At 70.6% G+C, this 25,134-nt stretch carries 29 protein-coding genes; 13 read left to right on the top strand and 16 right to left on the bottom strand.

Going from position 1 to position 25,134, the window contains the following annotated elements:
• Nucleotides 1–34 precede the first annotated feature (34 nt).
• Both ACLJQM_RS36640 and rfbA read left to right on the top strand, forming a co-directional pair.
• Entirely contained in the window at nucleotides 35–1,078 is a 1,044-nt protein-coding gene (locus ACLJQM_RS36640) for an acyltransferase domain-containing protein (RefSeq protein ID WP_410634902.1), read from the top strand.
• Nucleotides 1,075–1,989: a glucose-1-phosphate thymidylyltransferase RfbA gene (gene rfbA / locus ACLJQM_RS36645; protein ID WP_410634904.1), complete on the top strand. Its 915-nt coding sequence runs from the start codon at nucleotides 1,075–1,077 to the stop codon at nucleotides 1,987–1,989. Before ACLJQM_RS36640 ends, rfbA begins: the two co-directional genes overlap by 4 nt.
• 236 nt (nucleotides 1,990–2,225) lie before the next feature.
• On the opposite strand, the gene ACLJQM_RS36650 is transcribed toward rfbA, so the two are convergent.
• Nucleotides 2,226–2,849, bottom strand: coding sequence for an NADPH-dependent FMN reductase (locus ACLJQM_RS36650; RefSeq protein WP_410634905.1), 624 nt, complete (start codon nucleotides 2,847–2,849; stop codon nucleotides 2,226–2,228).
• Nucleotides 2,850–2,923: 74 nt separating this feature from the next.
• Here ACLJQM_RS36650 and ACLJQM_RS36655 point away from each other — a divergent pair, with 74 nt between their 5' ends.
• Nucleotides 2,924–3,532 carry a TetR/AcrR family transcriptional regulator gene (locus ACLJQM_RS36655; RefSeq protein WP_410634907.1) on the top strand — a complete coding sequence of 203 codons (609 nt, stop codon included), beginning with the start codon at nucleotides 2,924–2,926 and terminating at the stop codon, nucleotides 3,530–3,532.
• Nucleotides 3,533–3,538: 6 nt separating this feature from the next.
• Here the strand turns inward: ACLJQM_RS36655 and ACLJQM_RS36660 are convergent, their stop codons facing one another.
• From ACLJQM_RS36660 to ACLJQM_RS36695, 8 genes are read right to left on the bottom strand one after another with little or no spacing between them, the layout of a single operon-like run.
• Nucleotides 3,539–4,807: a cytochrome P450 gene (locus tag ACLJQM_RS36660; RefSeq protein WP_410634908.1), complete on the bottom strand. Its 1,269-nt coding sequence runs from the start codon at nucleotides 4,805–4,807 to the stop codon at nucleotides 3,539–3,541.
• Nucleotides 4,808–4,812: 5 nt separating this feature from the next.
• Nucleotides 4,813–5,847 carry a D-alanine--D-alanine ligase gene (locus ACLJQM_RS36665; RefSeq protein WP_410634909.1) on the bottom strand — a complete coding sequence of 345 codons (1,035 nt, stop codon included), beginning with the start codon at nucleotides 5,845–5,847 and terminating at the stop codon, nucleotides 4,813–4,815.
• Nucleotides 5,848–5,849: 2 nt separating this feature from the next.
• Nucleotides 5,850–7,184: an ATP-grasp enzyme gene (locus tag ACLJQM_RS36670; RefSeq protein WP_410634911.1), complete on the bottom strand. Its 1,335-nt coding sequence runs from the start codon at nucleotides 7,182–7,184 to the stop codon at nucleotides 5,850–5,852.
• Nucleotides 7,184–7,960, bottom strand: a complete 777-nt coding sequence (locus ACLJQM_RS36675; RefSeq protein ID WP_410634912.1) for a TauD/TfdA dioxygenase family protein — start codon at nucleotides 7,958–7,960, stop codon at nucleotides 7,184–7,186. Before ACLJQM_RS36675 ends, ACLJQM_RS36670 begins: the two co-directional genes overlap by 1 nt.
• Before the next feature lie 11 nt (nucleotides 7,961–7,971).
• Nucleotides 7,972–8,781: an O-methyltransferase gene (locus ACLJQM_RS36680; protein WP_410634913.1), complete on the bottom strand. Its 810-nt coding sequence runs from the start codon at nucleotides 8,779–8,781 to the stop codon at nucleotides 7,972–7,974.
• Nucleotides 8,778–9,992 carry a sedoheptulose 7-phosphate cyclase gene (locus tag ACLJQM_RS36685; protein WP_410634914.1) on the bottom strand — a complete coding sequence of 405 codons (1,215 nt, stop codon included), beginning with the start codon at nucleotides 9,990–9,992 and terminating at the stop codon, nucleotides 8,778–8,780. Before ACLJQM_RS36685 ends, ACLJQM_RS36680 begins: the two co-directional genes overlap by 4 nt.
• Before the next feature lie 31 nt (nucleotides 9,993–10,023).
• A complete protein-coding gene (locus tag ACLJQM_RS36690; RefSeq protein WP_410634915.1) occupies nucleotides 10,024–10,683 on the bottom strand; it encodes an HAD-IA family hydrolase in 660 nt (219 codons plus the stop codon).
• Between the two features lie 50 nt (nucleotides 10,684–10,733).
• Nucleotides 10,734–12,038, bottom strand: coding sequence for an FAD-dependent oxidoreductase (locus tag ACLJQM_RS36695; protein ID WP_410634917.1), 1,305 nt, complete (start codon nucleotides 12,036–12,038; stop codon nucleotides 10,734–10,736).
• Nucleotides 12,039–12,069: 31 nt separating this feature from the next.
• Here ACLJQM_RS36695 and ACLJQM_RS36700 point away from each other — a divergent pair, with 31 nt between their 5' ends.
• Complete coding sequence (locus ACLJQM_RS36700) at nucleotides 12,070–13,062, top strand: helix-turn-helix transcriptional regulator (RefSeq protein ID WP_410634919.1); 993 nt, start codon at nucleotides 12,070–12,072, stop codon at nucleotides 13,060–13,062.
• Between the two features lie 220 nt (nucleotides 13,063–13,282).
• On the opposite strand, the gene ACLJQM_RS36705 is transcribed toward ACLJQM_RS36700, so the two are convergent.
• Nucleotides 13,283–14,236, bottom strand: coding sequence for an NADP-dependent oxidoreductase (locus ACLJQM_RS36705; RefSeq protein ID WP_410634920.1), 954 nt, complete (start codon nucleotides 14,234–14,236; stop codon nucleotides 13,283–13,285).
• Between the two features lie 93 nt (nucleotides 14,237–14,329).
• Here ACLJQM_RS36705 and ACLJQM_RS36710 point away from each other — a divergent pair, with 93 nt between their 5' ends.
• Entirely contained in the window at nucleotides 14,330–14,905 is a 576-nt protein-coding gene (locus tag ACLJQM_RS36710; protein ID WP_410634921.1) for a TetR/AcrR family transcriptional regulator, read from the top strand.
• A 211-nt stretch (nucleotides 14,906–15,116) separates the two neighbouring features.
• Here ACLJQM_RS36710 and ACLJQM_RS36715 read toward each other — a convergent pair whose 3' ends face one another.
• Nucleotides 15,117–15,302 carry a hypothetical protein gene (locus ACLJQM_RS36715; RefSeq protein ID WP_410634923.1) on the bottom strand — a complete coding sequence of 62 codons (186 nt, stop codon included), beginning with the start codon at nucleotides 15,300–15,302 and terminating at the stop codon, nucleotides 15,117–15,119.
• A 141-nt stretch (nucleotides 15,303–15,443) separates the two neighbouring features.
• Between ACLJQM_RS36715 and ACLJQM_RS36720 the strand changes: the two genes are divergently transcribed.
• The 3 genes from ACLJQM_RS36720 to ACLJQM_RS36730 all read left to right on the top strand — a co-directional run bounded on the left by ACLJQM_RS36720 (nucleotide 15,444) and on the right by ACLJQM_RS36730 (nucleotide 17,416).
• Nucleotides 15,444–16,022, top strand: coding sequence for a hypothetical protein (locus ACLJQM_RS36720; protein WP_410634924.1), 579 nt, complete (start codon nucleotides 15,444–15,446; stop codon nucleotides 16,020–16,022).
• Nucleotides 16,023–16,094: 72 nt separating this feature from the next.
• Entirely contained in the window at nucleotides 16,095–16,679 is a 585-nt protein-coding gene (locus ACLJQM_RS36725) for a DM13 domain-containing protein (protein ID WP_410634925.1), read from the top strand.
• Between the two features lie 71 nt (nucleotides 16,680–16,750).
• Entirely contained in the window at nucleotides 16,751–17,416 is a 666-nt protein-coding gene (locus ACLJQM_RS36730; RefSeq protein ID WP_410634926.1) for an SRPBCC family protein, read from the top strand.
• Between the two features lie 392 nt (nucleotides 17,417–17,808).
• Here the strand turns inward: ACLJQM_RS36730 and ACLJQM_RS36735 are convergent, their stop codons facing one another.
• A complete protein-coding gene (locus ACLJQM_RS36735; RefSeq protein WP_410634927.1) occupies nucleotides 17,809–18,174 on the bottom strand; it encodes a hypothetical protein in 366 nt (121 codons plus the stop codon).
• Between the two features lie 497 nt (nucleotides 18,175–18,671).
• Here ACLJQM_RS36735 and ACLJQM_RS36740 point away from each other — a divergent pair, with 497 nt between their 5' ends.
• Together ACLJQM_RS36740 and ACLJQM_RS36745 are read left to right on the top strand one after the other, a co-directional pair.
• Nucleotides 18,672–19,277: an RNA polymerase sigma factor gene (locus ACLJQM_RS36740; RefSeq protein ID WP_360773057.1), complete on the top strand. Its 606-nt coding sequence runs from the start codon at nucleotides 18,672–18,674 to the stop codon at nucleotides 19,275–19,277.
• Complete coding sequence (locus ACLJQM_RS36745; protein ID WP_360773055.1) at nucleotides 19,234–19,965, top strand: anti-sigma factor domain-containing protein; 732 nt, start codon at nucleotides 19,234–19,236, stop codon at nucleotides 19,963–19,965. The genes ACLJQM_RS36740 and ACLJQM_RS36745 overlap by 44 nt, the downstream gene beginning before the upstream one ends.
• A 12-nt stretch (nucleotides 19,966–19,977) precedes the next feature.
• Here ACLJQM_RS36745 and ACLJQM_RS36750 read toward each other — a convergent pair whose 3' ends face one another.
• Nucleotides 19,978–21,342 carry a DUF2867 domain-containing protein gene (locus tag ACLJQM_RS36750; protein WP_410634928.1) on the bottom strand — a complete coding sequence of 455 codons (1,365 nt, stop codon included), beginning with the start codon at nucleotides 21,340–21,342 and terminating at the stop codon, nucleotides 19,978–19,980.
• A gap of 200 nt (nucleotides 21,343–21,542) precedes the next feature.
• Between ACLJQM_RS36750 and ACLJQM_RS36755 the strand changes: the two genes are divergently transcribed.
• On the top strand, nucleotides 21,543–22,109 hold the full coding sequence (locus tag ACLJQM_RS36755; protein WP_360773049.1) for a hypothetical protein: 567 nt from the start codon (nucleotides 21,543–21,545) through the stop codon (nucleotides 22,107–22,109).
• A 108-nt stretch (nucleotides 22,110–22,217) separates the two neighbouring features.
• On the opposite strand, the gene ACLJQM_RS36760 is transcribed toward ACLJQM_RS36755, so the two are convergent.
• Nucleotides 22,218–22,814 carry a TetR/AcrR family transcriptional regulator gene (locus ACLJQM_RS36760; RefSeq protein WP_360773046.1) on the bottom strand — a complete coding sequence of 199 codons (597 nt, stop codon included), beginning with the start codon at nucleotides 22,812–22,814 and terminating at the stop codon, nucleotides 22,218–22,220.
• 117 nt (nucleotides 22,815–22,931) lie between these two features.
• Here ACLJQM_RS36760 and ACLJQM_RS36765 point away from each other — a divergent pair, with 117 nt between their 5' ends.
• Both ACLJQM_RS36765 and ACLJQM_RS36770 read left to right on the top strand, forming a co-directional pair.
• Entirely contained in the window at nucleotides 22,932–23,549 is a 618-nt protein-coding gene (locus ACLJQM_RS36765) for a stage II sporulation protein M (protein ID WP_410634930.1), read from the top strand.
• Between the two features lie 2 nt (nucleotides 23,550–23,551).
• Complete coding sequence (locus ACLJQM_RS36770; RefSeq protein ID WP_410634931.1) at nucleotides 23,552–24,190, top strand: hypothetical protein; 639 nt, start codon at nucleotides 23,552–23,554, stop codon at nucleotides 24,188–24,190.
• On the opposite strand, the gene ACLJQM_RS36775 is transcribed toward ACLJQM_RS36770, so the two are convergent.
• Complete coding sequence (locus ACLJQM_RS36775; RefSeq protein ID WP_410634932.1) at nucleotides 24,107–24,628, bottom strand: ATP-binding protein; 522 nt, start codon at nucleotides 24,626–24,628, stop codon at nucleotides 24,107–24,109. The two genes, ACLJQM_RS36770 and ACLJQM_RS36775, sit on opposite strands and share 84 nt — an antisense overlap.
• A gap of 110 nt (nucleotides 24,629–24,738) precedes the next feature.
• Nucleotides 24,739–25,092, bottom strand: a complete 354-nt coding sequence (locus ACLJQM_RS36780) for an STAS domain-containing protein (RefSeq protein WP_247024978.1) — start codon at nucleotides 25,090–25,092, stop codon at nucleotides 24,739–24,741.
• Between the last annotated feature and the right edge of the window lie 42 nt (nucleotides 25,093–25,134).

The raw sequence follows: 25,134 nt of genomic DNA on the forward strand, positions 1-25,134 counted from the left end.
GACGATTTCCGGCCGGACAGGAAAGGACAGCAGCATGACTTCGACCGCTTCACTGCCCATCGCGGAGGCCGCCGCGACAACTGTCGTCTTCATGCTGCCGGGCCAGGGGTCGCAGTTCGTCGGAATGGGAGCTTTCCTGTACGAGTCGGACTCGGCATTTCGCTCCGCCTTCGACGAGTTCCTGCACGCGTACGGCCCCGGCGCCGCGGAGCTTCGGCGGGTCTGGCTGCACGGCACACGCGACGACATGGCCAGGGGAGCGGCGGCACAACCGTTGCTGTTCGCCGTCGGCTACGCCACTGGGCGTCTCCTCTTGGAGCGCGTCGGTGACGCGCCGAGTGTGCTCATCGGACACAGTGTGGGTGAGCTGGCGGCAGCCGTGCTCGCGGGTGTGTTCGACGTCGAGATCGCCGGCGAGCTGCTTCGTGTCCGGGCCGATTTGCTCTCGCGCGCTCCCGCGGGCGGAATGATCGCCTGTCGTGCCCCGCGGGAGGCGGTCGAAGCCTGTCTCGCCTCGGTGGGGCAGGCTGCTGTGATCGGGGCCGAGAACGCGGTGGATCAGTGCGTGGTGAGCGCCGCCGCTTCGGCGCTGGAAGAGCTGATCTCCGGTTTGCGCTCGGCGGGCATCGCCTGTATGCGCGTCGCGGCGACCGAGCCGTTCCACTCCCCGCTCCTGGCCGGAGCCGCAGAGCGTCTCGGAGATGTCCTCTACCGGCATCGCGACCGGATCCGGCCTCCCGGCCGCGCGCTCGTCTCCGCGTACTCGGGTGACTGGGTGACCGCGTCGGTGACCGGCGATCCGCGGTTCTGGACGCGGCAGATGGCAGAACCGGTCCAGTTCCGCCGGGCGCTGTCGCGCGTCGACCGGGCGGGCGCTCTGTACGTCGAGGCGGGTCCCGGTCTCATGCTGAGCGGTGCCGCGCGGGGTCTGGCTCACGTCCGCGACGGGCGGTCACGCACCCTCGCTGCCATGCCGTCGCGAACCGGCGAAGCAGTGGCGTGGCAGACCGCGCTCGACGCCGTCGCCGAACACGCCGAAAGCGCTTTCGGGGCGCAGACTTCAGGGAGGCGGCGATGAAGGGGATCGTTCTCGCCGGAGGTAGCGGCAGCAGGCTCCACCCCGTCACCCTGGCCGTGTCGAAGCAGCTCATGCCGATCTACGACAAGCCGATGATCTACTACCCGCTGTCCGTGCTCATGCTCGCGGGCGTCCGCGACATCCTCGTCATCTCGACCCCGGTGGACCTGCTGCTCTTCCAACGGCTGCTGGGCGACGGGTCGCGGCTCGGCATTCGCCTTTCCTATGCCGAGCAGGCCCGTCCGAACGGGCTCGCCGAGGCGTTCCTGATCGGCGCCGACCACATCGGGAACGACTCGGTGGCGCTCATCCTCGGCGACAACGTCTTCCACGGGCCGGGGTTCTCGAGTCTGCTCCGGGCGCAGGCCGGGGACGTCAAGGGTGCTGTCCTTTTCGGCTACCGGGTCGCGGACCCGCACCGCTACGGCGTCGGGGAAGCCGATGACACCGGAGAGCTGATTTCCATCGAGGAGAAGCCGTCTCGGCCGAGGTCCGACCGGGCGATCACCGGCTTGTACTTCTACGACAACGACGTGATCGGCATCGCCCGCGAGCTCAAACCTTCCCCACGCGGCGAACTGGAGATCACCGATGTGAACAACGTCTACCTGAAACGCGGCCTCGCGCGGATGGTCGAGCTCGGCCGGGGTTTCGCGTGGCTCGACACCGGTACGCACGAGTCCCTGCTGGCGGCCGGGCAGTTCGTGCGCACGCTCGAGGAGCGACAGGGTTTGCGTGTTGCCTGCCTCGAGGAGATCGCTCTGAACGAGGGGTACATCGACGCGGAGGAGTGCCACCGGCTCGGCGCCGAGCTTGGCAAGTCTCCGTACGGCCGGTATCTGATGGCGATCGCCGAAGGAGCCGCCAGGTCGACGGCTTCGGGCGCCGGGCCGGATGATCTTGTTCCGTGAGCCGTAGCTCGGCCACGGTCGGAAGTCCCACTTTGCGCTGCTGGTAAACATCGGTATCGAAGGCCGGCGGTCGCCCGCCGCACGCACCCTTTGCGACGCGGCGAGCGGTCCGAGCCGCGCGGCGCTCGATCCTGTCGCTGCAGCCCATTCCAGGTCACCGCCGGCGTCGTCCTTGACGATCACCCGCTCGAGGATGCACGCCCAGGTGCCGTCCTTGGTCCACGGCCGAACCCGCCCTAGGCGGAAACGGATGTGCCGGCCGTGGCGACCGCTGCGGTGCGGACCGGCCGCAGAGCCTGAGCCCACGTCACGACTTCGTCGAACATCGACGCGACCGCTTCGCGCTGGTTGTCCCGCGGGCGGAACTCTCCCGCCGCGAGCGGGTCTGTGATGACGAAGTCGTCGAACACGGACAGAGCGGGCTGGGATCGCACGGCTGCGACCTTCAGTTCGGCCAAGACGTGGCGCAGGTGCTCGGCGCCGCGAATGCCGCCGTTCACCCCGTAGCTCACGATCCCGGCTGCTTTGTCGCCCCACTCTGCGTAGAGGTGGTCGACCGCGTTCTTCAAAGCCGCCGGGATCGAGTGGTTGTACTCCGGGGTCACGAAGACGAAGCCGTCCAAGGCATCGATCCGCGCGGCCCAGCGGCGGGTCGAGTCCTGCTGGTACCGGCCGAACTTGGCCGGAAACGGCTCCTCCAGCAGCGGCAGCCCGAACTCCGCCAGGTCCAGGAACTCGATCTCGGCGGTGCCCGCGCGCACGAGCTGGTGTTCGCGGCCCACGTCGACGACCCAGGGTGCGACGAGGGGGCCGCGGCGACCCGGCCGTGTGGTTCCGAGAATGACGCCAAGTCGCAGCATGCCGATACCCCTCCAGTTGGTACAACGCTCGTTACACTATAGCGCAACGAGTGTTGTAGACATACCCTTGACGCGTGACGACCACGAAGCGGCAAGCGATCATCGAGGGCGCCTTGGCTGTGTTCGCGGTCGATGGCTACGCACGAGCCAGCGTCGACGCCATCGCAGCCGGCGCAGGCGTCTCGGTTCGCACGATCTACAACCACTTCGCCGACAAGTCGAACCTGTTCGCGGCCGTGGTCGAGCACAGCGCCACGACTGTGTCGAGCGCCCACATCGCCAGCATCGACGAGATCCTGGGCGACATCGCGTCACCCGACGGACTGGAGACGGCGCTCGTCGCCTGCGGGCTCGCGCTGCACACCGTCGTCCCGCCCGACGCGCCGCACTGGGGGCTGGTTCGCCAAGTCCGCGCCGACGCGGAGCACATTCCGGCGTCGGTCGTGGAAACCTGGCGGAGCCTCGGTCCTGCCCGGGTCAAGCGGCAGCTCGCCCTGCACTTCGGTGACCTCGCCCGTCGCGGTCTGCTGTGCCTCGACGATCCGAAGCTGGCGGCGGTGCACTACTCCGCGCTGATGAGATCCGCGTGGGACTCGGTGCTCGAACCGAGTCCCACACCAGATCGTTCGGCAGGCTTGATGGCGGCCGCGGTCGCTGTGTTCCTCCGGGGCTACTCGAAATGAGCTTGGTCAGGTCAGCGAGACCGGCAAGCTGACGATCCGCGCGCCCATGATGCCACCTGGCCGGGCGAGCCGAAGGTTCTCGTAGGCTGTCGCAAGGCGTGCCCGCGGGTAATCGTTCATGATCGTCTCCGCGAGAGCTTGCAGCTCAAGCTGAGCGAGCTGAGCCCCGATGCAGTAGTGCGGCCCGAAGCCGAACGACAGGTCCTGACCGTCCGCGCCGAGCCGCTCGTTGATTCCCTCGATGTCGATCAACACCGGCGTGCGGGCGGGAATCGCCGTTCCGGCGATCTCGAGATCGACCGCGGTGAACCGCCACAAGCTGAACGGTGCCGGTGGGTGATCGACCAGCGTCCGGCGGACGACGTCGGCCGGTTCCCTGCTCCCCGGTTCGTGCAGCAGCCTCGCGATCAGGAAGCCGATCGCGGGGTCGGTGGTCAACTGCCCGGCGAACAGGAGCGTGAAGACCTGGTATTCGAGGTCGGCCGCGGTGCTGCCGGCCGGCATGCGCCCGGCCAGCGTCTCGGCGATCCCGCCGCCGGCGTCGAGGGCAGCATGGGCCAGCTTCGCGAAACTGGCCATCGCGGGCCCGACGTGGGCGGGGTAGTCCACGTGCATGAGGCGGCAGGCGGCGATGCCCTCGTCGACGTGCTCGGCCGGGACGCCCAGCAGATCGCACAGCACTGTCACCGGGTACCGGGTGGTGAAGTCGGTCATCAGGTCGAACTCCGCGCCGGCGACGTCCGCGAGCAGCCGCCGCGCGATACCGGTCATGCGTCCATAAGCGTCGCGCATGGCCCGCGCGCTGAACAGCGGTGCGAACGTCTTGCGAAGCGCGTCGTGGTCCGGGCCGTCGAGAGTGGTCAACGACATCTGCTCGGCCGCGGTGGGCTCCAGCCCCGCGGTCCGCCGGTCCCAGCCGGACGGCGCCGCCGCCGGGTCTTTCACGAGCCGGGGGTCGGTGAGCAGGTCGCGAGCGAGGTCCCCATCGGTGACCACCCAGACCGGACCGCCGGCAGGGGCTTCCAACCGGACCAGGGAACCGGCTTCGTGGAGCCGTTCACGCTCGGGGTCGGGCGCGTCCAAGGGACGTGACTCGGGCGTGAAGAGGCGGCTCGGCATGGCGGGCGCGGACATGGGAAAGTCTCCGTCTCGGCAGGTGGTGGCTACGGAAAACCTAACCGCCGGTCGGAGTGGATGCACTGTGCAGAAGGGAAAATCGCGCAATCGTGTAGTCGTTGCGGGAAGCCGAAGATCACGAACACGCTTGAAGGGCAAGCACTTCACGATCGCGACTGACGGATGGCCAGGTCGACGCTGTCGGCGAAGAGTTCGCGCAACGGGATCCCCGCCGCCTGCGCCATCGTGGTGACGACGCTCATGCGGGCGAAGGAGCTGTAGAGCCCCGCCTCGAGGAACCACACGGTGCCGGCCGGGTCGATCCGAAAGTCGAACAGGCCGTAATGGCGGCAGCCGAGAGCCGTGTAGCAGCGTCGGGCGACGGCCCAGGTCTCCGCGGTGATCGGATCCGCCCTGTCCACGATCCACGACGTGCCGGCTTTCTTGGCCGCCAGGCTGATGCTTCCGCCGTCGCCGCTGCCGAGCTTGTCGGCTGCCGCGCGCACCGGCCGGTTTACCGGGTCGACAGCGTATTCTTCGAGCGGCAGGCAGACCAAGCCGCCGTTTCGTTCGAGCACGCCGCAGCGGACCTCCCGGCCGGGCGCGACGTACGCCTCGACGAGGGCGGTGTCCGACCGCTCCAGCGCCGCGGCCACCGCGGCCGGGTATTGGCTGCGGGCGCGCACCAAGGACATCCCCAGCGAATTGTCGGCGTCGGCCGGCTTGACCACGACCGGCGGCGGCATCCTGGGAGTCTGCCCGGCGCCGATCACCTCGCCGGCCGGCACGCGCACGCCGGCTGCCGCGACGAGCGCCCGCGCGGTGGGCTTGTGCGCGGTCGCGGCCATCACCTCCGGTCGGTTGCCGATGTAGGGCAACCCCAAGAGCTCCAGCAGGGCCCGGTACGCGGTCATCCCCGGAACGCAGAACATCTGCGGCACGGCGACATCGATCTTCAGGTCCGCGATCAGCCCCACGGCCTCGGACAGGGTGACCGACGGGGCCGCGTCGACAGCCGCTCGCCCGAAACTCTCGGGAAAGCGCCACCGCCGCTCGGTGGTGACGTACGCGGTGTAGAACTCGTAGCGCGTTTCGTCGGCTGTAGCCAGCAGGCAGTCTTCGGCGTACACGCGGGAAAGCTCGGCGTAGAGGTCGCTGGTGGGCGAGCCGGCGACGTGCAGGACCCGCAGCGGCGCCACGATCACTCCCCGCCCGGCTCGACGAGCTTGCCGATGTTGACGTCGATCCGTACCCACTCCTTCAGCCGCACCAGGTTGCCGAGCAGGAGCCACGGGACCTGGAGGTGGTGGACCAGCAGGAAAGGCAGCGGGTCGGCCCAGTCGAAGATCGCGTCCCGGCCGTCGACGACGACCCTGATCCGTTCCCGTGCGGTGCCGGGCTGTTTCAGCAGGCGCCAGAGCTCCCAGTAGAACCAGTAGGTCGGCCGGGCCGAACGCAGCGGCCGGATCACGTCCCGGGTCGGCTCCAGGTAAGCACGCGCGAGTCCGGGGTGGTCGCGGAACAGGGTGATGGCCGAGTGCGCGCGCGGGTTGCATTCGATCGCGAAGACCTCGCCGCTCGGCAACTCGATGAAGTCGAACGAGTACTGCCCCGTGAGCTCCAGTGCGCCGACGAACCGGCGCACCCACTCTTCGATCACGGGCTTGTCGACCGGCGAGTAGTTGAGCTGGAAGGCCGAAGAAGCGCAGCAGCAGTGGACCTGCAGCCTGCCGTCGCGCACCGTGCTGTGCGTGCAGTACTCTGTGCCGTCGACGAACTCCTGCAGGATCCACGGACGCTCGTGCGAGATCGGCTTGGCTGCCGCGACGTTCTCGGTCTCCGCGGCCGTCGGACGGGGAAGCCGGGTGAGATCGAGCCGGTGCAGGGGATCGTAGACGATGCTCTTGAGGATGTAGGGAACCGGCCGGGAGGCGAAGTCGAACGCCGCCACTTGCTCCGGCCTGGTGATGCGATGGGTTTCGGGCACCGGCAGGCCCAGCGTGGTGGCACGCTCCGCGAACCTTGCCTTGTCGTCGATTTCGCCGATCCGCGCCGGCTCGCCGTGCACAACCTGGCAGTACGGCGCGAGCCTGAGCCCGGCCAGTGCCTCGAACCGGCTGGAGGCCGGGCTGCTGACCGGCACGAACACGTCGACCCGCTCGCGAAGCACGATGTCGAGCAGGGCGTCGGCGTAGCCGGGGTGGTCGGGAGCGGGCACGACGTGGAAGCGGTCGACGGCGACCGAGAAGCGATGTCCGGTGAAGCGGTACTTCGGGGACTCGACGAGCACCACGCGGTGCCCGGCGGCGTGGAAGGCTCGGGCCAGCGTGAGCGCCTTGGTCATCTTGCCTCCGGTGACCAGCACCGTGCGCGGCTCGGCCGCACGGGAGCGCGGCGCCGGCGCGAGCATCGAGCGCACGAGCGCGACCGCGGTGAGCAGCAGGTTCGGGGGCAGTGCCAGCAGAAGCAAGCCCTGCATGCCCAGGCTGCGCGCCACCAGGACGGCCACGTCGCGGGGACGGCGGTCCGGTGCCATCAGCCGGCTCCGTAGCCGGCGACCATGCCTCGGTGCATGACGCGGTCTCCGATGACCCGATCGTGGTCCGCGCGGTGCAGCACGCACCCGTTGTCCCACATCACGACGTCACCCCGGGCCCAAGCGTGCCGGAAGACGTTGTCTTCACGGGTCGAGTGCCGGAACAGCTCGTCGACGAGCTGCCGGCCCTCCTGCTCGCCCAGGCCGCTGACAGCCGCACAGCGCCTCGGAGTGGACAGGTACAGCGCGGTGCGGCCGGTCAACGGATGCGGCCGCAGCGCCGGGTGATCGGCAGCGGTCTCTTCGCCGGGGCCCGGGTCGACGCCGGTGACGACGTGCCGGATGGTGCGGCCGGCGATCGCGCCGGCCAGCTCGGACGGCAGCGTCTCGGCGGCCCGGTACTGGTTGGTGAAAAGCGTTTCACCACCCCCTGCCGGGATCTGGACGGCACGCAGCGCGGTGTAGGCCGGGGGGTGGCGGACGTAGCTGGTGTCGACGTGGAACGTGCTGCGCGGTGGTGTGGTGCGCCCGACGTTGCTGACCGCGTTGAGATCGGGAAAGCCGGGCACCGCCGGCTCGCCCGCTGTGCGCGTCAGCGAACCGAAGGCCGTCAAGAAAGCGACGAACGCCGCGTCGTCGAGGTGCTGCTCGGGGAACACGAGGACGCCGTGCTCCCCGAGCAGCTCGCGGAGGCGCACGATTTCGGTGCTGGCGATCCTCCGCAGCGCCAGACCCCGGATTTCCATCCCGACCGGTTCGAAGACCCGCTGGTGCATGCCGGCCGCCGTCACTCGCCCGCGCGGCGGATGAGGGTCAACCCGTCGCGCAGGGGGACGAGGGCTTGGACGACGCGGGGGTCGGCGGTGACGGTGTCGTTGAACGCGGCGATGGCGGCTCCGTTGGCCGAGCACCCGCCGGTCGTCCACGGCTCGCCCTGCATGAGCGTGTTGTCGACGCAGACGAGCCCACCGCGGGCCAGCAGGCCGGTCTCGAGCAGTGTGCCGAGGTAATCCGGGTACCCGGGCTTGTCGGCGTCGAGGAACACCAGGTCGAAGACGGCACCGGCGTCGGCCAGTTCGGCCAGTGTGTCGGCGGCCCGGCCGACCCGTACTTCGATCTTGCCGCCGGCCGGCGACTCCTTGAACCCTTCCCGCGCGAACGCGACCGCGTTCGCGTCGAGTTCACAGGCGACGAGGCGCCCGTCGGGCGGCAACCCCTCGGCCATGGCCAGCGCCGAGTAGCCGGTGAACATCCCGATCTCCAGCACGGTACGAGCCCGGGTCGCGGCCACGAGCATCTTCAGCACCTGGCCCTGGACGTGCCCGGAGAGCATTTCACGTTCCAGCGGCGGACCGCCCTCGCCGCCGCTCCAGTCGTGAGCCCTCGTCCGCTCCGCGAGGCGCCGGAGTGCGGGCGATTCGGGCGTCGTGTGGCGCTCCAGGTACGAGTCGAGCCCGCCGGCCAGCTCGCTGACTTCGCGTAGCCCGGTGGTGAGGGGGCCGCCTGCGTCGACGGTGCCGGCGAGCGCGGCGAGATCGACGAGCCGGGCGGCCAGGATGCCGGCCGGCGTGACCGGCCGCGGCGGCGCCCAGTTCATCGGACGTCGCCGATGAACACGGCCTCGCCCGTCCCGCCCCGCGGGTACCCGCGACACACCGCGCGGTGCGCGTTCAGGACGGCTTCCAGTTCGCCGGCGCCGATTTCGTTCACGAAATGGCAGGCGCCGACCGGCCGGGGCACCGCGGCCCGCAGCAGCCCGTCCCGGGTCTGCACGATCGAGTGCGTCGCCCGCTCGAGCAGTTCGGGTGTCAGGAACGGGCTGTCGAGAGCGAGGCCCAGACGGCTGAGCAGCCAGCAGACGCGGTCGCGGTCATTGGCGGAGATGTACCCGCGCAGCTCGGCCAGTGTCGTGGAAAACGCCATGTCGACCGCCACGGCGTGGCCGTGGCGGTAGGGAACGTCGGGTGTCAGCTCCAAGGTCGGGCTCCACGTGTGCCCGAACGCGATCACCCGGTCCAGGTCGTGCTCGTGGAGGTTGGGTACCTCCAGTTCCAGCATGGTGCGGATCGCGTCGTAGGTGACGTCGTGGGCCACCCGGCGGAGCTCGGGGGAGCCGTCGCGGTGGCCGAAGTGGGTGAGCAGCAGGTCTTCGCCGTACTTCTCCAGCGCGTGGAAGATCTCGGCGTTGCCCACCACGGCGATCTTCACCAGTTCGGCCATGCCGTTGCGGATCTGTTCGACGGGCAGCGTGGCGAGGAAGGAGAAGTCGAGGATGACCTGACCGGACGCGTGGAACGCACCCAGCCGGTTCTTCGACTTCCCGTGGTTGACGGCGACTTTGATGGCGACGCTGGCGTCGATCAGCCCGATGAGCGTCGTGGGCACGCGGATGTAGCGCGTCGAGCGTCGGAACATCGCGCAGGCCAGTCCGGCGACGTCGGTGACCAGCCCGCCGCCGACCACCAGGACCTGCTCGGTGCGCATCAGCCCGAAGTCGCCGAACGCGTCGACGATCCACTCGACGGTGCGCAGGGTCTTGATCCTCTCGCCGATCGTCACGGGCAGCATCGTCAATGTGATGCCGTGATGGTCGAAGTAGGCGCGGATGCGTTCGCCGTAGAGGTCGAGGACGTTTTCGTCGACGACCATCAGGCAGCGCCCGACGTCCCGGTAGTTGTCGGCGATCACCGGGCTTTCGAGCGCGAACGCGCCGTCGACGTAGCGCAATGAATAGTCGATCCGCTCGTAGGCTTCGACGTGGAACGCGTCGGGTCCGGCGGAGAGCCGGGAATCAGGTGGCACGGTCATGGTTGGCAACGTCTCCGGTCGCTCGACGGGGTCATTCCTGGACCAGGCGTCGCAAATCCGCGAAATCGAGGTGATCGACCGGCGGGCCGGCGGCCGGAAAATCATGCCCGGTCGTGTTGGCGTTGGGGAACGCCACGCAAGTCAGGCCCGCGGCCACCGCCGCTTCGACCCCGGGGACGTTGTCCTCGACGGCGACACAAGCGGTGGGCTGCTCGGCGAGCTGCCGCACCGCGAGGCGGTATGCCTCGTCCTTGCCCGGCACGGCGGCGGAGCCGTCTATCACCACGTCGAGGTCCTGGCGTCGCAGGTTCGGCCGGAGCGCGGTGAACAGGGCGGCCACATTCGCCGGCGAGGTCGTGGCGACGAATCCGACACGGTACCCGTTTTCCCGCGCCTCGCTGATGACCTGCGCGACGCCCGGCCGCAGCTGCGGCGATGAACCGGCCAAGCTTTCCTGGAAGATGCGGGATTTCGTCGCGTGGACGGAGGGGGCGTCGACGGATGACCCGACGGAGCCGGCGTACGCTGCGATCCTGTCGACACCCCCGGACGTGCGCAGCATTCGCTGGTAGCTGTCGCGATCCCAGTCCCAGTCGAGCCCGTGCTCGGCGAAGGCCTGGTTGAATGCCTGACGCTGCAACTCGGAGGTGTCGACGAGCGTGCTGGCGGAGCCGAAGAGGACGGCGGGCATGGTTGCTCCTCGATTGTCGTGGGTGGTCCGGGAGTCGGGTGTGTACGCCGTCACGGCCGCAGTCGGGTGGCCGCGGCCAAGATCGGCGTGGCCACCGCCGTGGCCGCCGCGCCGAGTGGCGTGTCGGTGACCAGGATCCTGCGCACGGTTTTCATCGCCAGGGTCAGCATTTCACTGCCGCGCTGACGCATGCCGGCCTCGAAGGACCCGACGGCGTCGGTGAGCGAGGCGGTGCCGTCCGCGGTCGCGCCGAGCTGGTCCAGCAGGTCGGCGGCATCGCGAATGGCAGCTCCGGCGCCCATGCCCGCCGTGGGCGGGGTGGCGTGGACGGCGTCACCCAAAGCGGTGATGCTGCCCGCACGCCAGGGCGCGAGGTCGGCGGCGTCGGTCGAGGCGGCCGTGAAGCGGAACGCGGTCACGCTCTCGCGGTCGGCGCGAGCGATGACCTCCAGCGTGTGGCCGGCCCACTTCCGGTCGCCGAAGCGGTCGAGCAGCGCGGTCTGCAGCTGTTCGCCGCGCAAATCCTGCCAAGGTTCGGTGTCGGCGGTGTCGGGGAACATCGCGCCCCAGATGTAGGTGGGGCAGGTGGTGACCGACATCCGCAGATCGGGGGCGTCGAGCGCGGCGTTGCCGACCGGGTCGAGGAATCCGATGTAGAGCGCCGCACCCCGCGGGCCGATCGCCAGCGCCGACCGGGATCCGAGCCGCTTCCGCTCAGCCGGGCTGAGGTCTTCGAGCCGGGTGCGGCCCGAGACTCCGATGATGCCGGCCGGGCTGTTGGTCGGGCCGGCCGCCAGGTGCTGCGCGACGACCGAGTGCGCACCGTCGGCGCCGACCACGAGATCCGCTGTGACCGAGGATCCGTCGGCGAACTGCACGCGCGGCGTCCCGTGCTCGTCGTGATCGACTCCCGACACCTCCTTGCCGAGACGGAGATCGTCGCCGACGGCTTCGGCCAGCAGCGTGCGCAGCGTGATGCGGTCGAAGTCGACGCTGGCGCTGCCGGTCAGGTCCGGGCCGTGCCCGATCAGGCGGCCGCGGTGATCCCAGAAGGCGTCCCGCTCCCGCATGCGCAAGGCCGACCCGGATGCCAGCAGTCTGCGCATGATCTGCGGTGGCACGAGCCGTTCCAGCGCCGACTGCGCTCGCTCGTCAAGGGTGATGTGGTAGCCGCCGGTCGCGGCTACGTCGGTGTCGCGGTCGAACACCGCGACGTCAAAGCCGTTACGGCGCAATCCGGCGCTCAAGGCGAGACCGCCGATCCCGCCTCCGACTACGGCGACGTGCATGCTTGGTGATCCTTCCCGGGCGAGTGGCACCTGCCTGGGTTCGACCTTGGTCTCGATGGTGGACACGGAGTGGCCAGTACTGTGTCAGGATGAGGTAATGGCGAGCACCTCACACCGGGCGTTGCGACTGCTGTCCTTGCTGGGATCGCGGCGGCAGTGGCCGTTGCGCGAGCTCGCTGAGCGGTTGGAGGTGAGCGAACGCACCGTCCGCCGCGACCTGGACACGCTTCGCGAACTCGGCTACCCGGTGACGACCGTGCACGGTCCTGACGGCGGTTACCGGCTCGGCACCGGCCTCACCCTGCCGCCGCTGCTGTTCGACCACGAGCAGGCGTTGGCGATCGCTGTGGCGTTGCAAACCGCGCCCAGCACCGTTTTCGGCCTGCGGGACGACACGGCCCGGGCGCTGGCGACCCTGCAGCAGGCGATGCCCGAGATGCTGCGCGCCGCGATGGAATCCCTGCAGCTGACGCGTCTGCAGAACTACTGGGAGTTTTCCGCGCCGCCGATCGATCCGGCCGCGCTCAGCGCGGTCGGCATCGCGGTTCGGCGTGGCCACCTGCTCGTCGCGGAGCTCCTGCGCCCCGATGGCACGCGGCCGGCGCCGGAAGACGAGGATTTCGCGGCAGCACACCGCATCGAACCGCATCACCTCGTCGTCTGGGCGGGTCGTTGGTACCTCGTCGCGTACGACCTCGACGTCGAGCGGTGGCGGGTCCACCGGGTGGACCGGCTGCACACCCGGCCGACGACGCGCCGGTTCAGCCACCGCGAACTGCCCGGCGGCGATCTCGCCCACTTCGTGATGAGCAGCCACGACCGCGGTGACACCGCCGCGGCCTGGCAGTGCACCGGTAGCGCGCGGCTGGCCATGCCGGCCCACGTCGTGGCCCGCTGGGCACCGGGCGGTTCGGTCGTCGAGCACATCGACGACGACCACTGCCGGCTCACCTTGGGCGCGTGGTCGTGGACGGGCATCGCGGGGATCCTCGCGACGTTCGACACCGACTTGGCCGAGCTGCACCCGCCTGAGCTCCTGGACGCCTGCAGGCAGGTCGCTCGCCGCTACGCGGCGGTGTCGGAACTGTGAAACCGTCTTCCGTGCCGGCGGGCCGTCCGGCGCCTGCTGGACAAGCCGGCCAGGCGGCTGTTCAGCCGATCAGGTCCGGGAAGCTTTAGAGGTGGCGTCGTTGGCGAAGTGACCGCCTGGCAAAGGAGGTGACCCCGGGGTTCGAGGTCGTGCTCGGGGCCGATCGCCTGGTCCAGCCGTGAGGAGGTGGCCGCAGTCCACGTTGAGAACGACGTCGGGTTCACCGTCGCGAGAGGTCGATGACCACCTTGCCGTGCACGTGCCGGCCGGCTTGGAGTTCGGCCGCTCCGCGGATCTGGTCGATCGGGAAGCCGGCCGCGATGGGTACCCGGAGCCGGCCTTGCGCGACCAGGCGGGCGATCTCCTCCAGGGCCCCGGGTTCGGCGTTCGCGCCGTTGGCCGCCGGTACGCCGTCGATTTGCGTGGCGATAGTGCAGATGCGGTCGCCCGGGACGCCGAGTTCCCGTGCGGTGTGCGCTGTTTCCGTGCCGTGCAGGTCGATGGCGGCGGTGATGCCGCCGGGCGCGAGGGCTCGGACCCGGTCGGCCAGGCCGTCGCCGTAAGCGACCGGCTCGGCTCCGAGGTCGCGAAGGAAACCGGCCGAGGCCGCCGATCCCGTGCCGAGCACGCGCGCTCCCGCGATCCGGGCCAGCTGGACCGCGAACACCCCGACCCCGCCCGCCGCACCGCCGATCAAGACGGTGTCGGCCGGGCCAGGGGCGATCACGGCGAGAGCAGCGGATGCCGTGCGGCCGGCGATCGCGAGGGTGGCGGCGGTGCGGTCGTCGACGTCGTCGGGGGTGTGGTGGACCTCGTTCGCCGCGGTCACCCCGGTCGCGTCGACCACCACGAAGTCGGCGACCGCGCGGGACAGGGCGCCGCCGAACACCCGGTCGCCCGGGGCGAAGCCGCTCACCCCGGTGCCGACCTGGTCGACCACTCCCGCGTAGTCGGTCCCGAACCCGGCCGGGAGGCTCAAGCCGAACCGGGCGGCGGTGTCCGCGTCGGCGGTCATGATCCAGTCCATCGGGTTCAGGCCGGCCGCGGTGACCCGCACCCGGACCTGTCGCGGGCCGGCTTGCGGAGCGGGAACCTCGCGGACGTCCAGGACTTCCGGGCCGCCGAAGGAGTCGAGCTGGGCCGCCCGGCTCTTGGCTGGCGGGTGATCGCTCATGATTTCCGGTCTCCTGAGGTCGAGGGAACGCCGTGAAACGGACTATGCTCCGTTTACTCGGATGACCCTAACACAACCGGAGCGTGATCCGTTTTGGCTGAGGTGGAGGTGCGCGGACCGCGGGCGGATGCCACTCGCAACCGCGACCAGGTGCTCGCGGTGGCGACCCGCATGTTCGTGGCGGCTGACGCCGAGCCGTCGATGCGGGCGATCGCCCGCGAGGCCGGAGTCGGCATCGCCACGCTCTACCGGCACTTCCCGACCCGCGAGTCGCTGGTCGACGCGGTCTACCGCGACCAGGTCGTGCGCCTGACGACCGGCGCCCGCGAACTGCTCGGCCGGCTGCCCCCGGCCGCGGCGATGCGGCGCTGGATGGACTTGTTCGGCGACTGGATCGCGGCCAAGAACGGCATGCTCGACACGCTGCTCGCGATGATCGAGTCGGGCGAGATCGCTCACGCCCGGACCCGCACCGAGCTGCTGGCGGCCATCACCACGATCCTCGACGCCGGCGGTGTGGCGGGAGATCTCCGCTCCGACGTCACCGCCGACGACATCGCGGCTTCCCTCATCGGGATTTTCACCGTGGCTCCCCGGCCCGAGCACGAAGCCAAGGCCGGTCGCCTGCTGGATCTCCTCATGGACGGCCTTCGCCCGCTGCCCGGCTGAGCCACCTCAAGTCCGGCGAGCACGAGCGGGTGTCGCGGTGCTTATCGGAGCCGACTTGCGCAGAAGACGTTGTGTGGACCGCGAAACCGCGCTGTCCCGAGGACGTCCGGCCCCAGTGGTGTGCGGGGTGTGTGCCGCCGGCCTGCTACGCGACGAACGCGTGCGGCGGCCACGCACCTTCGCGCCCGGCTCGATCAACTCGGGACGCTGTTCAAACGCGCCGCAGCGCAAGCCTCCGCGTCGCCGACAGGAGCACGGTCGCGAGCAGGACGAGGACGAGAAGCGACAACGCAAGCTTGACCTTCGCATCGGACACCGCGGCGGCCGCTGCGGCCAAGGCGAGCATGCAGATCGTCGCCCCGGTCCACAGGCGACGGACCATGATTTCCTTCGTCATGTCCGATCGCTCTTCCCGTCGCGTCAAGCTGGTCAACCCTGATGTTCTCCATGCCGTAACAGGCCGTGCGGCGGGGCCGGGGACGCGCGACGTAAGGGTTCGTTAATCTTCCGGCCCGGTGATCAGGGTTAGGGTCGCCCGGTGCTCAGGTCACCATGGCAGCGACGTGCGCTCCTCGCCGCGCCCGGGTTGCTGCTTGCGGGGTTCGGTGTGGTGCATCCGGGGCAGCTCGACGCGGCCAGCGCGTCCTGGTGGGCTACGCTGCACGTCGTCCTGTTGCCGGTCTTCCCGTTGCTCGCCGTGGCGCAGTGGTCGTTGCTGACTCCCGCGCCGCCGTGGCTGCGGTGGCCTGGGCGGCTGGCCGCGTTCGGGTTCGCGGCCTTCTACGGGGGTCTCGACGCCGTCGCGGGGATTGCCGCCGGGACGGTGGTGCACGCCCAGCACGGGGCCACGCCGGTCGTCGGTGCCGTGTTCGCGGCCGGGGACCTTCTCGGGTACGTCGGGTCGGCGTGCTTCCTCGTCGCCAGTGTCCTGATCGTCGTCGCGGCCGCCCTGCGCGTGGGGTGGCGGGCGGCGCCGGGTGCCGTGGTTCTCCTGGTCGCGAGTGTGTCGTTCGTGGACAGTCACATTTTCTGGCCGCGGGGCGTTTTCACGATGGTCGGCGTCGCCGTCGGGATGTTCCTGCTGGCTCCGGCCGAGGTGCCCGTAAGGGATCGGTAACCGCGCACGGGGGTGCGGCTGGGTGATTCGTCCGGTTGACTACGGCATCGACGGACGACGGAGGAGAACGAGATGAACCGCGCGCGGCGCCTGTTCACCCGGCCCTGGTTCGGCGGCTTTCTGGTCGCGGGGCTGGTCGCGGTGGCGGCAGGCCTGTACTGGTTCCAGCCGTGGCGGCTCTGGGTCGACGAGACGGTGCAGGATGCTTTCCCGGTCGCCGCATCGGAGCCGCTGCCCGCGCCGGAACCGTGGCTCCCCGCGTCGCCGCCTCCCGGGTCGGTCTCGCGGCCGGCTGGGCCGGTGGAACTGGGGACCGGCACGCTGATCAGCCACGAACACCCGACCAGCGGCACCGTCCGGGTCCTGCGCGCGGCCGACGGATCACTCGTGCTGCGCCTGGAAGACCTGGCCACCAGCAGCGGCCCGGACGTGCACGTCTGGCTCACCGACGCGCCGGTGAAACCGGGCAAGGACGGCTGGGCCCTCTTCGACGACGGCAGGCACTTCGACGCGGGCAAGCTCAAAGGCAACAAGGGTAACCAGAACTACGCGCTTCCGGCGGGTACCGACCTGTCCGGGTACACCAGCGTGAGCCTGTGGTGCGACCGCTTCAACGTGTCGTTCGGCGCGGCGGAACTGGTCGGCCCGCGAGGCTGAGAATCGATCCGGCGCCTGTTTTGCATCGTGGTTGCATCGCGCGTCGCCGGTTCCTCATCATGGGGTCATTCATGCTGGTGGGGACGCATGAACGGCGTGGTTTCGGCACAGGGCCGGCCGAGAACCGGTCAGCGCCGGAAGGGGGATCTGGCTACGGTTCGGTGGCGAAACGACAAGCCGATCGGATCCTTGGAGGCACCGTGGGAACCGTCGTTCAGGTCGAGACCGCCGTGGCGGTTCCGGCCGACATCACATTCAAGTGGTTCACCGACTTCAGCCATTACCCGAGGTTCATGCGTTCGGTCGAGCAGGTTTTCCCGGTCGAAGGGCATCCCGCGCGTTTCCGGTTCGTGTACACACTCGCCGGGATTCCCCGCCGGTACAGCATCGACGTCGCCGCCGATCCGCAGCGCAGGACGCTGGACTGGGTCAGTGCGAGCGGCCCGCGCCACCGGGGGCACGCAACCGTGACCCCGGCGGGCGACGACGCGGCTGCCGTGACCCTCGAGCTGGAGCTGGAACTGGACGCGCTCAGCGAGCGCATCGCGCTGGCATCGGGACTCATCACGACTCGAGCACGCGCCGATCTGCGGCGGTTCGCCCGGTTCGTCGAGGACGTCCACAACGCTGCCGATCCGTCCGAGGCCAAGGAAATCGCCGACGGGGAGGAGTCGCACCGGACGCCGTTGCAGTGGCTCTTCGACGCCGTCTTTCCCACCGACGAATCCCCGCGCTGACCTGCCCGGCTCGATTTGACCGCCGCCGGATGGGAACCGTTGTCCCGGTAGTTCCGCGATGCTTTGTCGAATGTGCCACCGCAGGTGAAAGGGTGACGCGGGGACTGCCGTCGGTGTCGGAGTACGGCTGCAGGTCTATTTCGGACTTGGGGATCCGGGGCGGAGCCGGCGCAGGCGGAAGAAGGCGCCGGGGCCGGGAGCAGTGCGGCCCGGGTCGATGCCGTCACCTCGGCCGGCGGGTTCGGTTGCCGAAGGGGCGCCGGCGACCGATGGCCCAGGGGCCGTGGCCACGGTGCCCGTGACGGCGGCGATGACTCCCGCGAAGACGAGCGCGGTGCCGGTGCGGCGGTGTGTCCCGGCCGGGCGGGACACACCGCGTCGTGCCGGTCGGTTCACCGCGACGCGGGTTCCGGACGGCGGCGGATCAGCAGGGCGGCGCCGAGGACCGCGAGCAGCACGCCGCCCGCGGTCAGGAGGGACCACCCGGTGGCGTCGTCCTCGGCGGCCAGGCCACCCGAGCCGGTCGGCATGGATGAGGGGGCGGCGCCCAGGTTCTTGATCGTTTGCGCGGCGAGGGTGAGGGTCTTCGCGTCGGCCGAGCCGATGGCGTAGGCGATCGTCGCGGTGCCGGCCGCGAGGTCCTTCGGCCCGAGGACGACGGTGGCGGTGCCGGCCACGCCGGTGGGGAGGTCGGCCATGGCTTCCTTCGGGTTCGTGAGCCCGGTGAAGGCCGGCTTGCCCCCGGCGCGCACGTCCACGGCCGGTGCGGCGGCGGTGTGCCGGACGACCAGGCGGGCTTTGCCCGGCGCGGTCCGGCTCGCGTCGTTGGCGAACGCCTTTCGGTCAGCTTCAGGGGGCCGGCCACGCTGGCGGGCTGGAAGTTGCCGAGGGTCTTCTTCCCGGTGACGTATACGTCGACCGGCTGGCCGTGGACGACCGAGACCACGGACTCCGCGGCCGCGGAGGCGGGAAGCGGGACCGGCAGCACGGCCAGCACGCCGGTGCGACGACCACGACGAGCGAACGCGGGGTTCCGGGCATCGGCTGCTCCTTCGGGACAGGTGGCTCGTGCAGCCGGTGGTTCGCCGCGGGGCCGGGAAACGGAGGCACCGCCGGCGGTGCATCCGCGGGGGCCGCCGTGGGCGTATCCCCGTTCGCCGGGTGTCTGCGGCGAGGGGGACCGGACTCGAGGTGCGCGAGGATGCTGCTGGTGGAAGGTGTTGCGTCGGCCGGGCGTGCGGTTAGGGTGTCGGCCGTGCCCGATGACGCCGAGACGGCTGACGAGCTCGCGCGCCGGTTCGCCGGCGGTGAGCCGGCGGCGTTGCGGGCGGTGTTCGATCGGCACGGGCCGGCCGTGCAGCGGCTGGTGCGCGCGAGCCTGCGCGATCCGGCGGACGTCGACGACGTCGTGCAGGCCACCTTCGTGTCCGCGTGGAACGGGCGGCACAGCTACGACCCGGACAAGGCCGGCCTGCTGGCCTGGCTGCTGGGCATCACCCGGCGCCGCATCGTCGATCTGCTGCGCGCCCGCGGCCGACGGCAGCGCGACACCGAGGCCGTCGCCGCGACCACGCCGGCCGAGGCGACGGCGGCGGAGTCCCCCGAGCGGATCGTGGACCGGCTGCTCGTCGCGGACGGCCTGCGACGCCTGCCGGACGCGCAGCGCGAGCTGCTCGAGCTGGCCTTCTATGCTGACCTGACCCACACCCAGATCGCCGAGCGGACCGGCCTGCCGCTCGGCACGGTGAAGAGCCACCTGCGCCGCGGCATGCAGAAGCTGCGCTCCGAGCTCGACAGCGTGCCGGAGGAGGTGACCGATGACGCACCTCGATCGCGATCACCTCGTCCTGCTCGCCCTTGACGACCAGGAGCCGGGCACGGCGGACACCGAGCACCTCGGCGGCTGCGCCACCTGCCGGGAGGAGCTCGAATCGCTTCAGGCGGTAGCGGGCCTGGGCCGGGAAACCCGCGCGGAGACGGAACTGCCGCCGGTGGCCGCGGCGGTGTGGGAGCGGATCGCGGCCGAGACCGGTCACCTGCCGCACGATGCCCAGGACAAGACGGCACCACCGCGCGTGGACGCCGCTCGGGGGAGCGTCTCGCGGCGTCGTTTCCGTTCCGCCGCGCGCTACGGCGTGGTCGCGGCGGCCGCCGCGACCGTGGCCGCCGTGGTGACGGTGGCTCTCACGCCCGGCAGCCCGGACGAGAGCCGGGTGGTCGCGCAAGCGCAGCTGAACCGGCAGGCGGCCGCACCCGCCGGCGCCGCCGGCCGAGCCCGGATCGTCGACAGCGGCTCCGGGACGTTGCGGCTCGAACTCGAACTGACCGGAATGCCGGCGCCGGCGGGTCTTTACGAAATCTGGCTCTACGACGGCAAAACCACCATGATCCCCCTCGGCGTCACCGCCGGGACGTACGCCGACGTTCCCATCCCTCGTGGCGTGACGGTGCAGGCTTTCCCGGTGGTCGATGTTTCGGCTCAGCGCATCGGGCAGCAGGAGCACGGGACGAGCATGGTGCAGGGGACCATCAGCGCCGGAGGTTCCTGACTCGTCGGTCGCTCACCGTTGTTCGGCCGCGCGGACGATCGAGCGCGCGAGCAAGCCGAACACGAGGTCGTGCCCGGGTTTCTGGACGTGCCAGTAGACGTCGCCGACGATGCCCGCCGGGGTGAAGCGGACCTGTTGCCGCAGGCACGTTCCGGCGCCGGCGGGCTCGGCGCGCAAGCTCAGCTCGGCATCGCCGGGCAGGCGCATCTCGGCGCCCAGGACCAGTTCGCGACGGGCGTCGTCGCGGCGGCGGACGGTCCAGAAGTCCAGCACGTCTCCCGGTCCCGGCCGCGGCGAACGTCCGCGGTACAGGCCGACGCCGCCCAGCGCGTGGTCCAGCACGCCGCGCAACGCCCACGCGAACCCCGGCGGGAACCGGCCTTCGTCGCCGCCCAGCCGCGTGATCGCTTCCCACACGGACTGCGGGCTCGCGCGGGTGTAGCGGGTGTGCTCGCCGACGTGGGCCCGGCCCTCGGGCGCGACGGCCGCGGGGGTGTCGAGCGCGGCGCGCAGGGCGTTGTCGAGGCTCGTCGGCCCGCCGGGCGGAGCGGGCAGGACCGCCTCGACCGGGGTGTCGGCGGGCAGCAGGTCGTGGTCGAGCGAGGCGAACAGCGGTGCGGCCACCGACGCGGGGACGGGAGTGGCCAGGCCCGTCACGAGCGCGGCGAGCGGGTGCGACCACAGCGGGGCGGGCACCGCGAGTGCCTCGGGGCGGCGCAGGACGCGCCCGCATCGCCGGACCAGGTCGTGGTAGCTGATCCGCTCCGGGCCGGTCACGTCGAACCGGCCGTTCGCGGGCGCGGCGTCCGCGGCTGTCCGCAGGAAGTGCCGGACGTCGGCGAGGGCGACCGGGCGGCTGCGGCGGGCGGTCCACCGCGGCCGCGGCCGGATCGGGAGCCGGGCCGTGCGCACCAGCAGTTCGAGCCCGGCGGAGCCGCGGCCGATGATCATCGACGCCTGCAGCACGAGGGCCGGGACCGGGCCGGCGAGCAGGATGTCGGCGACTTCCGAGCGCGAGGCCAGGTGCGCTGACGTTTCCGCGGCCGGGCGCGGGCCGCCGAGGTAGACGAGCTGCCGGACACCGGCTTCCGCGGCCGCCGACGCGACGCGTTCGGCGATGACGCGGTCGCGGTCGGCGAAGTCCGGTTCACGCAAGGAGTGGACCAAGTGGAAGACGACGTCGGCCCCGGCCATGACGGCCTTCAGCGCGGCGGGGTCGGCGGCGTCCCCGCGCGTCACCTCGACGTCGGCGGGGAAGGTGTGCCGGGGCGCGCGGGCCAGCACCCGCACCGGGTGCCCGGCGGCGGTCAGGTCGGCCACGAGCGCGGTGCCGACGAACCCGGTGGCGCCCAGCACCGCGCACCGCCGTTTGCTCACCACTCGTGGACCGCCTTCCGTGCCGACTCAGGATCGATGCAAATCTAGGCCGGAAAACCGGCGGACGCTGGCTGGGTAACCCCATCGCCGGGTTTGCATCGCACCTGAAGCGCATAGCTCCCGGTCTTCCGTGTCTCGGGTGCATCCGAAGCCGGCCTCGCCGGCGTAACCCCAGCGTCCACCATCGAGAAGGAGCCTTCATGCGTGTTCGCGTGTTCGGAGTGGTGATCGCGGCGGCCGCGATCATGACGGGTGCGGCGGCGGTCCCGGCCCAGGCGGCTCAGCCGCACGGGGTCTCGGCATCGGCGCACCACACCTGGCAGGGTCACGGATTCCACTTCGGTAAGGGCCGCACGGATCTGACGCTGGACCCGGCGGCGGCCGGCGCGCTCACCTCGCTCGGGGTGCGCGTTTCGCCGGTGCTGGCGCGGGTCGGCCACCCCGGCGGCAAGACCGTGTTCGGGTTCACGATCGTCGGCAACCCCACCGACGGCACCATCGAGCACGTCGGCGGGCTGTTGCTGCGCGCCGGCGGAAAGTGCCTGTACCTGACCAGCTACACGATCGACCTCGACCGCGGCGTGCTGAGCGGCCGGGTCGACTTCCGCACCCGGGCCGACCTGTTCACCATCGGCGCGGCGACGCCCGACGGCGTCACGCTGGCCCTGACCGCACCGGCGGCGGCGCTGCTGAACAAGACCTTCGGCGTCACCGCCTTCACGCCGGGCCTCGTCATCGGCTACGGCAACCCGATGGTCCGCGGCTAGCGGGTGCCGGGCAGTGCCTCGGTCGGGGTGACCGCGGCCTGCGGGACGGCCGTTCCCGTCGGCGAGGTGGTGCGCTTCGGTGCCCCGTCCGCCGCGGGAACGGCCCCGTCAGGCGCGCTTGTCGAGGACGTGGTCGACGGCGTCCTGCAGGATCTCCGTCTCGTTGGTCAGGATCGATTCGCCCGAGGGAAGGGCTCGCGCGATCGAGAGTCCGTTGAGGACGGTCACGAGGTATCGGGCCCGCCGGGCGTTGTCGCCCGGGGCGAGGGCGCCCTCGTCGCCGAGCACGGTCAGCCAGTACTCGACGCGGCGGTGCGCTTCCTGGTCGATGGCGAAGTAGGCGGCGCGGTTTTCGTCGGTCGGTTCGGGCTCGATGAACGTCTTGAAGATCTCACTCCAGCCCGCTCGGGCTTGGTCACCCACTCCGGCGGCGGTGAGCACTTGGCGGAGGCAGCCGAGCAGCCGGTCCGAGGCCGGCGCGGACCGGTCGTGGATCAGGTCTCCGGGGATGATCGCGTCGTAGATGACGGCGAGGACGGTGTCCTGCAGGATCCGCTGGGTCGGGAAGTGGTACCTGAGTGAACCGGTGCTCACCCCGGCCCGTGCCGCCACCGCCCGGACGCTGAGCTTCGCTCCCGAATCCTCCGCGAACATCGCCAGTGCCGCCTGGATGATCCTGTCCCGGCTGCCGGTCTCCTGCGTCATGGCCACACCTCCTCTAACACACTGTACTAGCACGCTGTGCTACAGTCGCGTCCGACCTTCTCTAACACAGTGTGTTAGTGGCCTCCAGCTCGACAAACGAAGTGGACGTGACACCCCATGGACCGCCTCCGAAGGCCGTTCCGGATCATCCGCGCCGACCGCCGCGCGTACCTTTTCGTCACCGGCTTGACCTATGGAGCGTTCCTGCTCGGCATGGCGCTGGGCGCGCTCTTCCCGGGCCTGCGCGCCGCGCGGACCGCGTCGTTCGCCGACGGTTCGCAGGGGGCGCTCGTCAACGCGGTCGTCGGCAACGGCTGGCTGTTCGCCGTGGTCATCTTCCTGGTCAACGTGTTCCCGACCGCGTTGCTGTTGATCACCCTGCCGTCGATGGTCGTCCCTTTCGCGGGGCTGGCGGTCTTCGCGGTCAAGGCGATCGACATCGGTATCACGCTCGCTCCGGTCGACCGGACGAGCGGGCTGACCTTGATACCGCATTCGCTCACGCTGCTCATCGAGTTCCAGGCGTACGTGCTTGTGGTCTTCGGCGCGTACCTGCTCGGCCGGTCCTGGCTCCGGCCGGCCACGGTCGATGCCGGCACGCGCGGGCAGGGATACCGGCGAGGCTTGCGACTGCTCGCCTCGCTCTGGCTACCGGCGCTCGCGTTGTTCGTCGTCGGCGCGGCGTACGAGGTCTTCGAGATCTACTTCCTCGTTCCCCGCGTGCTGGGGGTCTGACCATGGGTGAGTGGCGCCGGCGTCGCGCGGCCAAGCGGATCAAGCCCGGTACCGGACGGGAACTGCAGCCGTTCCGATGGTGGCAACCCTTCGCACGCTCGCTGTACTCGATCGACCTCGGCCGGAACGTCTACACCGTCGACGTCCGCCATCGCCGCCGGTTCTTCTCCGAAGACGGCAACGGTACGGCGGACCTCTACCTCGACGGACGGCATCACGCCGAATCCAAGCTTCCCGCGGCTTTTCCCGTTCCGGGCGGCACGATCGAAGTCGCCGATTCGCCGTTCGGGCTGAAGCGCTGCCACTACGTCAGCGACGAAGGAGGTGAACGTCAGCTCGTCCCGGATCGCGCCTCGGCCGAAGGGCGGCGGGAGCACTTCGCCCGCGCTCATCCCGTGCTGAGCCGGGTCATCGGTGTCACGTCGGTCGCGGTGCTGGTGATCTCGGTGCTGTTGCTGATCCCGCAGCTCGTCGAGGTCGTTTTCAAGATCCCGCCGGTCGCGGAGCGCTTCGGGACCTTCGTCTCACCCGTCGCGCTTCCGATGTGGCTCAACACCTCACTCACCGCCGGCGCGGTGCTGGCCAGCATCGAGCGCGCGCTCCGGCTGCGGCACAGCTGGTTCCTCGACCGGCTCGGATGACGGCGCGGCGCAGGGTGACGCGTCGATACCGGCGCAGGACACTTCGGCCCACACCGTCTTGCTGCCCGCCGGGTGCGCGAGCACACCCCAGGTGTCCGCGAGCTTGTCGACGATCTGCAGACCGCGGCCGCCGAGCCGCTCGCGGGACGGTGCCGCCACGACGGGCAGGTCCGGGGAGCTGTCGTCGACTTCGAGCCGCACCCGGCACGGCTCCGCGGTGTGGCTCATGCGGATCTGCAGCGGCCCTTGCCCGTGGTCGTAGGCGTTGGTCACCAGCTCGGTGGCGACCAGCAGCACGTCGCCCAGGTGCGCATCGTCCACTTGCGCCAGCGTGCGGGAGGCCCAGCGGCGGACCTCGACCAGGACCGGTGCCGTGGTGCCGCGGAGATCGAGCGACCACGGCGCTGGCCCGCCCCCGGTGACGCTTCCTTCGGGCATGACCGATCATCCCTTTCCGGGCTTCCGTCCTCCGTGCCGAAGACGTCCGCACCCAGGCGATACCCAGGCCGCGGTGAAGTCAATCGCCGCCGGTGGCCTGCCGGGTGCTCCTAGCCGGCGACGGCCGGTTCGATGTCGGCGTAGGTGGTGAACTGGGCGCTCAGACCGGTCAGGTCGAGCACGCGCGTGACGGCGCGGGTGGTGGCGACGAGCGCGATCGCGACACCGGTCTCGGTGGCCCTGCTGCGGTGGTCGGCCAGCAGCTCCAGGCCGACCGAGGCCAGGAAGGTGACCGCGCGGAGGTCGATCACGAGCCGTCGGTCTGCCGCGGCGGCTTCGTCGTGGGCCCGCGTGGCGATGGTGCGGGCGTCGGGGGCGGTCGCGAGATCGAGTTCGCCGGTGAAGGCGAGCACGACCGCTCCCGCCCGCTGGGTGATCGAACCGAAAAAGGACGGGGTGGTCACGAAGGACCTCGTTCCGGGCCGGGGATGTGGTGACCGGCGGTG

Origin of the sequence: Amycolatopsis sp. cmx-4-83 (assembly GCF_046548815.1) — a bacterium.
Lineage (GTDB): Bacteria > Actinomycetota > Actinomycetes > Mycobacteriales > Pseudonocardiaceae > Amycolatopsis > Amycolatopsis pretoriensis_A.